This window comes from Pseudomonas sp. P5_A12 (assembly GCF_056400685.1).
This window is the reverse complement of sequence record NZ_JBFUKU010000233.1, coordinates 1-8,202: the sequence shown is the minus strand read 5'-3', so window position 1 is coordinate 8,202 and position 8,202 is coordinate 1. Positions and strand designations below refer to the sequence as shown.

Here is an 8,202-nt window from a genome sequence, read left to right as displayed (position 1 = left end):
CACTGAGCACCGTGGCGCACAGCGCGGGAGCGATAAAACGCTTGAGTCGATTCATAGTTCTAATTCCTCATTGGGCGCTTTCAAAACCTTCGAGCACGTTCACGGCATTGATGCCGATTTCTTCTACCGCGTAGCCGCCTTCCATCACGAACAGCGTCGGCTTGCCGAGGCGCGCGATGCGCTCGCCCATGGCCAGGTAATCCGGGCTGTCGAGCTTGAATTGCGAGATGGGGTCGTCCTTGAAGGTATCGACGCCCAGGGAGACGACGACAATGTCGGCAGCGTATTTTTCGATCTCTTGGCAGGCCTGATCCAAGGCTGCACTCCACGTGTCCCAGCCAGATCCGGCGGGCAAAGGGTAGTTGAAGTTGAAGCCTTCGCCGGCGCCTTCACCCAGCTCGTCTTCATAGCCGAGGAAGAACGGGAACTCGGCTTCCGGGTGGCCGTGGATCGAGGTGAACAGCACGTCGCTGCGCTCATAAAAAATCGATTGAGTGCCGTTGCCGTGGTGGTAGTCGACGTCGAGGATCGCGACTTTTTTGTGGCCCTGATCAAGGAAAGCTTGAGCGGCGATGGCGGCGTTGTTGAGGTAGCAATAACCACCCATCAAATCGCTGGCAGCGTGATGTCCCGGTGGACGGCACAGGGCGAAGGCGCTGCGCGCGCCGCTCTGGATTTGCGCCTGCGCGGTAAGGGCCACTTGCGCCGCGCTGTATGCCGCTTGCCAGGTACCGGCGGTGATCGGTGCGCCGGCGTCGAAGCTGTAGTAGCCGAGTTGGCCGTGCAGGCTGGTGGGTTTAATCGAGCGCAGGGTTCGGGCCGGCCAGGTGTAGGGCAGCAAGTCGCCGTCGGTGTTGAGTTCGGTCCAGCGTGCCCAGGCACCCTTGAAGAAGTCGAGGTAGTCGCGACTGTGGATGCGTGCGATCGGATCGAGGCCGAAATCCTGCGGTGCTTCGACCGGGCCGAGATTCTGGTGCTGCACGCGTTGCAACACATGGTCGGCGCGTGACGGCATTTCGAAGCAGGGCTTCAGTTGCCCGTCTATCAATTCGCAACGGCCGTGGTGCAGGTGGTGATCGTCCGAGTAGATCGTCAGCATTTTCTTGTTCTCCGCAGGCGGGTTCGGTTGAACACAGTCTTGCGGCAGGCAGCGTTTGGGAGAACGGCAGGAAAGGCCAAAAGGGGATTGATATGGCCAAAAAGTTTGACCGAAATTCGCCCCTGCCTTGTGGGAGCGGGCTTGCCCGCGATGAGGCCAGTACATCCGATACACATCCAATGGCCGAAAGACTGCCTTCGCGGGCAAGCCCGCTCCCACAGGATTTATCGGTGTGGCCGGAACTGGCTCGGCGCCACACCGCTCCAGCGCACAAACGCATGACGGAAGCTCGCCGTCTCGCTGAAGCCCAGTGCCTCGGCGATTCGGTAGATCGGCAGTTGGTCCTCGCAGAGCATTTGCTTGGCCTGCTCGAAGCGCAGTTCATCGAGCATTTCCTGATAGCTGCAACCCAAATCCTTAAGATGCCGACGCAATGTCCGCGCCGAGCAATTCATCTGCCCGGCCAACCCTTCAAGCCCCGGCGCTGCATTCAATTGCGCGCCGAGCAACTGCCGAATCCGCCCCAGCCATGCCTGGCGACCGGTGAACTCGGTGTTCTGTTTGCGGCAGCGTTCGGCCATGGCCTGATGGGTAATGACATCGGCGAGCGGCAAGGGCTGGTCGAGCCAGCGTCGGTCGAAGGCAAATGCGTTGTTCCGCGCCTCGAAGTTCAGCGTGCAATCGAAGTGTTCGGTATAGGTCGCCTGATAGTCCGGCGCGGTGTGTTCGAAGCGTGCGGCCAGCAGCGGTAACCGGTGGCCGAGCAGGTCGTCGCAGATGACCTTCAATGACACCAGACAGAATTCGGCATTGAACACCGCCATCGCCGGGCTTTCCCGGTAATCCGCCGCCACGAACCAGACACGCTCGCCGTCGTCTTCCAGGCTCAGCTCGAAAAGTGTTCCCAACAGCGCCGGATAGCGCATCGCCAACCGCAAAGCGTCACCGAAGGTGGCACTGGTGAGCAGCGCATAACCGAGCATGCCGTAGGACGACACGTGCATCCGCCGACCCAGTTCCAGGCCGATATCGCGCTTGAGGGCGACGGCGTTGGCGCAGACCTGCATCTCCTGATTGGTGGTGATGCGTGTGTCCGCCCGATTCAAGTCTGACGCGCTGATCCCGCTTCCCGCGAGCAAGGCCTCGCTGGACAGGCCTTCGGCCTTGAATGCGTTGAGAACCAGAGAAACGGCGTTGAGGGTGGTGAGGTGGGAGTGGAGCATGGGTGGGTTCCAGCCTTGGGATGGCTGTAACGCAGCAAGTTATATGCCGAGCGAAGAACCTGTGGGAGCTAGCTTGCTCGCGAAGGCGTCGGCACATCCAACATTGATGTGACTGATGTACCGCATTCGCGAGCAGGCTCGCTCCCACAGGTTTTGTGGTGTGTCAGATGAGTTCGCCGCAGAGGTCGAGTTCTACGAGGCGACGCACTTCTGCGATATCCAGCCCTGCACTCAACAGCGCATGCAACTTGCCGAACGCGGCCTCACGAGTCATGCCTCCACCCGAAAGCACGCCAACGCCACGCAAGCGGCTACCGGCTTCGTAAACATCCAGTTCAACGCCACCTTCATGGCATTGCGTAATCGCAACCACCACCACGCCCTTGTCCCGCGCCCGTTCCAGGCTGGCAAGGAACTCGGGGTTATCGCTTGGCCCGGTGCCGCTGCCGTAGCACTCCAGCACCAGACCCTGAATGCCGCTGTCGAGCAGGCCGTCCAAAACGTCGGCGCCGATGCCGGGGAACAGTGGCAGCACCCCAACCTTCGCCAGTTGCTTGCTCTGGTTGTAGTTCAGTTGTGTCGGAATCGAAGTGGCCTTCACACCGCCGCCCTGACGCTCAAGCCGCTCGAACGGATGACGACCGAAACTGCGCACTTTCGCGCAATGCGTCGGATCCAGCAGTTCGCCGTGGAAGTACAAATGAACGCCTGGTGCCAGGCCATGGCCGAGGGCAGCCAACGCGCCACTGAGGTTTTCCCAGGCATCGCTGTCGGTCACGCCGGCCGGCAGCATGGAGCCGGTGAAACACACACGAGCGTGCAGGCCGAGTAACTGAAAGCTCATGGCCGCTGCGCTGTAGGCCAGGGTGTCCGTGCCGTGCAGGATCAGCACGCTGTCGCAGCCTTGCACATCCACCGCATCGACCACGGCTTCGCGCAGTTGCTGCCAATACGCCGGGGACATGTTGGCGCTGTCGATCAGTGGCGACATCTCGCGAAAACGCCACTGCGGCACCACCAACTCAGGCTGGCTGTGCAGGTAGTCACGCATCCGCGCTTCGAAACCGGACGCCGGGGCCAGGCCGTGAGCGCTGGCTTGCATGCCGATGGTGCCACCGGTGTAGAGCACCATGACGTGCTGGGCAGCAGGAAAGGAATTGGGAACCATGGGGAAGTCTCCGCAAGAGATGACATGTGGGAGCGAGCCTGCTCGCGATAGCGGTATGTTAGACACTAATGCGTCAACTAACAGTCCGTCATCGCCAGCAGGCTGGCTCCCACAGGTTGTGCACCCGTCGTTTACCGATCAGCGTTGCGCTGCGGGTACGCCTTGTGGCTCGGCTTCAGCCTTGGTGGCAGCCGCTGGCGGGTTGGCCGGCCAGGCTTTCAGGTCCAGATCCAGATCCGGGAACTTGCTCGAATCGAACACCGGGGTCTTGATCCCGGCCGCACGCTGGTCATCGTAGTCACGCAGGATGCGCATGCCGACCTTGAACAGCAGGAACAGCGCGATCAGGTTCACAAACGCCAGCATGGTCATGGTGATGTCGGCGAAGGCGAACACGGTGCTCAGGTTTTCGATGGCCCCCCAGAAGATCAACACCAACACCAAGGCGCGGTAGCCGATCAGCGCCTTGCGGTTTTCACCGATCAGGAAACGCAGGTTGCTCTCGCCCAGGTAGTAGTTGTAGAGAATCGAGGTGAACACGAACAACGACAGGGCCACGGAAATGAACATCCGGCCCCAGTCACCGACCACGGCGGCCAGCGAGTTTTGGGTCAGGGCAATGCCGTCGCCTTCGAAGCCCGGGGTGTAGAAGCCCGAGAGCAGGATCAACAACGCGGTGCAGGTGCAGATCACGAAGGTGTCGAGGAACACGCTGAACGCTTGAACTACACCCTGAGCAACCGGGTGCTCGACCGAGGCCACGGCGGCTACGTTAGGCGCACTGCCCAGGCCCGCTTCGTTGGCGAACACGCCACGCTTCACGCCCATGACAATCGCGCTGCCGATCAGACCGCCAAACGCCTGGTCGAGACCGAAAGCGCTTTTGACGATGGTCATCAGCATGCCGGGTACGTGATCGAATTGCAGCACGATCACGTAGATGGTCACGCCGATGTATACCAGGGTTTTCACCGGCACCAACAGGTCGGCGACCTTCGCGATGCGCTTGATCCCGCCGATGAACACCAGGCCCAGCAATACCGCCAGCGCGATGCCGGTGTAAGTGGTGTCGAGGCCGAAGGCGTTGTTCAGCGAGTGAGTCACGGCGTGGGATTGCAGGCCGTTGAAGGCAAACCCGAAGGTCACCAGCAACAGGAACGCCATGATCATGCCCAACCAGCGTTTCTGCAGGCCATGCTGAATGTAGTAGGACGGGCCGCCGCGGTAGGTGCCGTCGGAATCGCAGCGCTTGTAGAGCTGGCCGAGGGAGCATTCGAAGAAGCTGCTGGACATGCCGACCAGCGCGGTCACCCACATCCAGAACACCGCGCCTGGACCGCCAAGGGTCACGGCAATACCGACACCCGCGATGTTGCCCGCACCGACACGGCCGGCGAGGCTGAGCATCAGGGCCTGGAACGAACTGAGTTGCCCGGCGCTGCTTTTGAGGCTGTCGCCGAATACAGCGAACATGTGGAAGAAGTGACGCAATTGAACGAAACGCGAGCGGATCGTGAAGTAGCTACCGAGCCCGACAATGAGCACGATCAGTACTTTCCCTGAGAGGAAGTCGTTAATGACTTCGAGCATGGATTATTCCTCGCTGTTTTTTGTGTAGGAAAATGTTGGGCGGGCAGAAACATCGCGTTACACAGCTGTGCGCGTGGCACAACAGGTGAGGCGCGTGTTCGTCCCTGTCCCATTTCGCAGGTTTGTTATTAGTTCGGGTTTCGCATGGGTTTGGGCCTCGTTACCGACGACCGCTCATGCGAAGAGGGGCGGCACTATACCGATGAGAGTGCCGTCCGTCTGCACAGTTTTGGTGCGAGCGATGACGCGAGGCCTTTGAAACACTCGACGTAATGGCGCCGAGTTTTTGTGGGAGCGGGCTTGCCCGCTATGCAGGCGCCGCGGTTTTTCAAATACACCGCGTTATCGTTCATCGCGGGCAAGCCCGCTCCCACAGGTTCGGTGTTGTTACTAAACGAAGTTAAAAAAAAGGGCCTGGGGAAAAATCCCCAAGCCCTCAAAAGGTGAGAGGTGTCTAGTCCCTCGACCTGGTGAGCGTTGTGGCTCTCGGTGCTCTTCGTTAAAAGAGCAAGAGCCTGCGTTCGGTTAAGCCTTCAGAGGCACCAGACGCGGAGCAATCATGTTTTCCGGGCGCAGGATGTCGGCGAGCATGGCGTCGTCGAGCAAGCCTTCTTCGCGCACCAGTTCCAGCACGCCGCGGCCGCTTTCGAGGGCGATACGGGCGATACGGGTGGCGTTTTCATAGCCGATGTACGGGTTCAGTGYGGTGACCAGACCGATCGAGTGTTCGACCAGTTCGCGGCAGCGCTCTTCGTTGGCGGTGATGCCGGTGATGCAGTGCTCGCGCAGCATGTCCATGGCGCGTTGCAGCAGACGGATCGAGTCGAAGATCTTGAAAGCGATCAGCGGCTCCATCACGTTCAGTTGCAGCTGGCCGCCTTCGGCCGCGATGGTCAGGGCCAGGTCGTTACCGATGATCTGGAACGCTACCTGGTTAACGGCTTCCGGAATAACCGGGTTGACCTTGCCTGGCATGATCGAGCTGCCTGGCTGACGCGCCGGCAGGTTGATTTCGTTGATGCCGGTGCGTGGGCCGCTGGACAGCAGACGCAGGTCGTTGCAGATCTTCGACAGTTTGACCGCGGTACGCTTGAGCATGCCGGAGAACARYACGAAGGCGCCCATGTCGGASGTGGCTTCGATCAGGTCGGCYGCCGGWACCAGCGGYTGRCCGCTGATSRKKGCCAGGCGCTGAACGGCCAGGTGCTGGTATCGCGGGTCAGCGTTGATGCCGGTACCGATCGCAGTACCGCCCAGGTTCACTTCGGTCAGCAGTTCAGGTGCCAGTGTTTTCAGACGCGCCAGGTCTTCGCCCAGGGTCGTGGCGAATGCACGGAATTCCTGGCCCAGGGTCATCGGCACAGCGTCTTGCAGCTGGGTACGACCCATCTTCAGAACGTGGCTGAATTCTTCACCTTTGGCGGCGAACGACTGGATCAGGCTGTCGAGGCTGGCCAGCAGTGCGTCGTGACCCAACAGCAGACCCAGGCGGATCGCGGTCGGGTAGGCGTCGTTGGTCGACTGCGCCATGTTCACGTCGTTGTTCGGGTGCAGGTATTGGTATTCGCCTTTCTGGTGACCCATGGCCTCCAGCGCGATGTTGGCGATGACTTCGTTGGCATTCATGTTGGTTGAAGTGCCAGCGCCGCCTTGAATCATGTCCACCACGAATTCTTCGTGGAAATCGCCGCGGATCAAACGTGCACAAGCTTCGCTGATGGCAGCGTGCTTGGCTTCGCTCAGGTGACCCAGTTCGCGGTTGGCGTCAGCGGCGGCCTGTTTGACCATCGCCAGACCGACCACCAGCTTCGGGTAATGCGAAATCGGAACGCCCGAGAGACGGAAGTTATTCACCGCTCGCAGGGTCTGGATGCCGTAATACGCTTGTGCAGGTACTTCGAGTACGCCAAGCAGGTCTTTTTCTGTGCGGAAAGATGCAGCGGAGGACATGATAGAAATCATCTCGATATGGACCCGGTCTGTGCCGGAACACTGCAAATGCTAGGCTTGTGGAAGAATTTCGGCCAATGCTGTTAAACACTGGCCTATGCACATTCGGCATAATGTCGGTGTGACGCCGTGATTGCGGCGAGCGTGCGACCTAAATTGGTGCGTGTCCGGGAGGACGTGATGAATCTGGAAAGTAAATGGCTTGAGGACTTCAGCGCCCTGGCCGCCACCCGCAGCTTCTCCCAGGCTGCGGAACGACGCTTCGTGACGCAGCCGGCCTTCAGCCGGCGTATCCGCAGCCTTGAAGCCGCGCTGGGGCTGCAACTGGTCAATCGCTCGCGCACACCCGTCGAGCTGACAGCGGCGGGGCAATTGTTTCTGGTGACGGCGCGGACCGTGGTCGAACAACTGGGCGAAGTGCTGCGCCATCTTCATCACCTGGAAGGTGGGCAGGGCGAAGTGATGCAAGTCGCCGCCGCTCACTCATTGGCGTTGGGTTTCTTTCCCCGCTGGATCGCACAGCTGCGCAATGAAGGCTTGAATATCGCGACGCGTCTGGTGGCAACCAACGTCGGCGACGCGGTGCATGCCTTGCGCGAGGGCGGTTGCGATTTGATGTTGGCGTTTTACGACCCCGATGCTGCGTTGCAGATGGACCCGGAAATTTTTCCGTCTCTGCACCTTGGTCACACTGAGATGCTGCCGGTTTGCGCCGCTGATGCCGAAGGAAAACCTTTGTTTGATCTGGAAGGCGAAGCCAGCGTGCCTTTGCTCGCTTACAGCGCCGGCGCGTTTCTCGGACGTTCGGTGAACATGCTGCTGCGCCAGCGTGCACTGCGCTTCACCACCATTTACGAAACTGCCATGGCCGACAGCCTGAAAAGCATGGCGCTGGAAGGATTGGGGATTGCCTGGGTGCCACAACTGAGCGTGCGTGCCGAGCTGGCTCGCGGCGAACTGGTGGTCTGTGGTGGCCCGCAATGGCATGTGCCGCTGGAAATTCGCCTGTATCGTTGCGCACTGGTGCGCAAGGCCAACGTGCGGTTGCTGTGGCGCAAGCTTGAAGGCGGTGCTGCGCAAGGCACTTGAGCCCAATGAAGACCCCTGTGGGAGCGAGCCTGCTCGCGATGGCGGGCTAACATTCACCATCAATAGTGACTGTCTGGACGCCA

The 8,202-nt window shown here is 60.3% G+C and carries 6 protein-coding genes; 1 reads left to right on the top strand and 5 read right to left on the bottom strand.

The features are described 5' to 3' along the window. Positions 1-67 precede the first annotated feature (67 nt). The 5 genes from AC1DSG_RS23545 to aspA form a co-directional block, all read right to left on the bottom strand. Positions 68-1,099 (bottom strand): histone deacetylase family protein, encoded by a 1,032-nt coding sequence (locus AC1DSG_RS23545; RefSeq protein ID WP_477793036.1) that lies wholly within the window; start codon positions 1,097-1,099, stop codon positions 68-70. A gap of 224 nt (positions 1,100-1,323) precedes the next feature. Further along, positions 1,324-2,322, bottom strand: coding sequence for an AraC family transcriptional regulator (locus AC1DSG_RS23540; RefSeq protein WP_477793035.1), 999 nt, complete (start codon positions 2,320-2,322; stop codon positions 1,324-1,326). A gap of 163 nt (positions 2,323-2,485) precedes the next feature. Then, positions 2,486-3,490 (bottom strand): asparaginase, encoded by a 1,005-nt coding sequence (locus AC1DSG_RS23535; RefSeq protein WP_477793034.1) that lies wholly within the window; start codon positions 3,488-3,490, stop codon positions 2,486-2,488. Positions 3,491-3,628: 138 nt separating this feature from the next. Then, the gene (locus tag AC1DSG_RS23530) at positions 3,629-5,080 is read right to left on the bottom strand and encodes an alanine/glycine:cation symporter family protein (protein ID WP_477793033.1); all 1,452 of its coding nucleotides are present in this window, start codon (positions 5,078-5,080) and stop codon (positions 3,629-3,631) included. Positions 5,081-5,605: 525 nt separating this feature from the next. After that, positions 5,606-7,030, bottom strand: coding sequence for an aspartate ammonia-lyase (aspA, locus tag AC1DSG_RS23525; protein WP_477793032.1), 1,425 nt, complete (start codon positions 7,028-7,030; stop codon positions 5,606-5,608). A gap of 180 nt (positions 7,031-7,210) precedes the next feature. On the opposite strand from aspA, the gene AC1DSG_RS23520 reads away from it, so the two are divergent. Beyond that, the gene (locus AC1DSG_RS23520; RefSeq protein ID WP_477793031.1) at positions 7,211-8,119 is read left to right on the top strand and encodes a LysR substrate-binding domain-containing protein; all 909 of its coding nucleotides are present in this window, start codon (positions 7,211-7,213) and stop codon (positions 8,117-8,119) included. The last annotated feature ends 83 nt before the right edge of the window (positions 8,120-8,202 follow it).

What these genes read in the sequence shown, in the direction of transcription:
- AC1DSG_RS23545 (WP_477793036.1), bottom strand. Translation starts at nt 1,099, where the DNA reads ATGCTGACGATCTACTCGGACGATCACCACCTGCACCACGGCCGTTGC.
- AC1DSG_RS23540 (WP_477793035.1), bottom strand. Translation starts at nt 2,322, where the DNA reads ATGCTCCACTCCCACCTCACCACCCTCAACGCCGTTTCTCTGGTTCTC.
- AC1DSG_RS23535 (WP_477793034.1), bottom strand. Translation starts at nt 3,490, where the DNA reads ATGGTTCCCAATTCCTTTCCTGCTGCCCAGCACGTCATGGTGCTCTAC.
- AC1DSG_RS23530 (WP_477793033.1), bottom strand. Translation starts at nt 5,080, where the DNA reads ATGCTCGAAGTCATTAACGACTTCCTCTCAGGGAAAGTACTGATCGTG.
- AC1DSG_RS23520 (WP_477793031.1), top strand. Translation starts at nt 7,211, where the DNA reads ATGAATCTGGAAAGTAAATGGCTTGAGGACTTCAGCGCCCTGGCCGCC.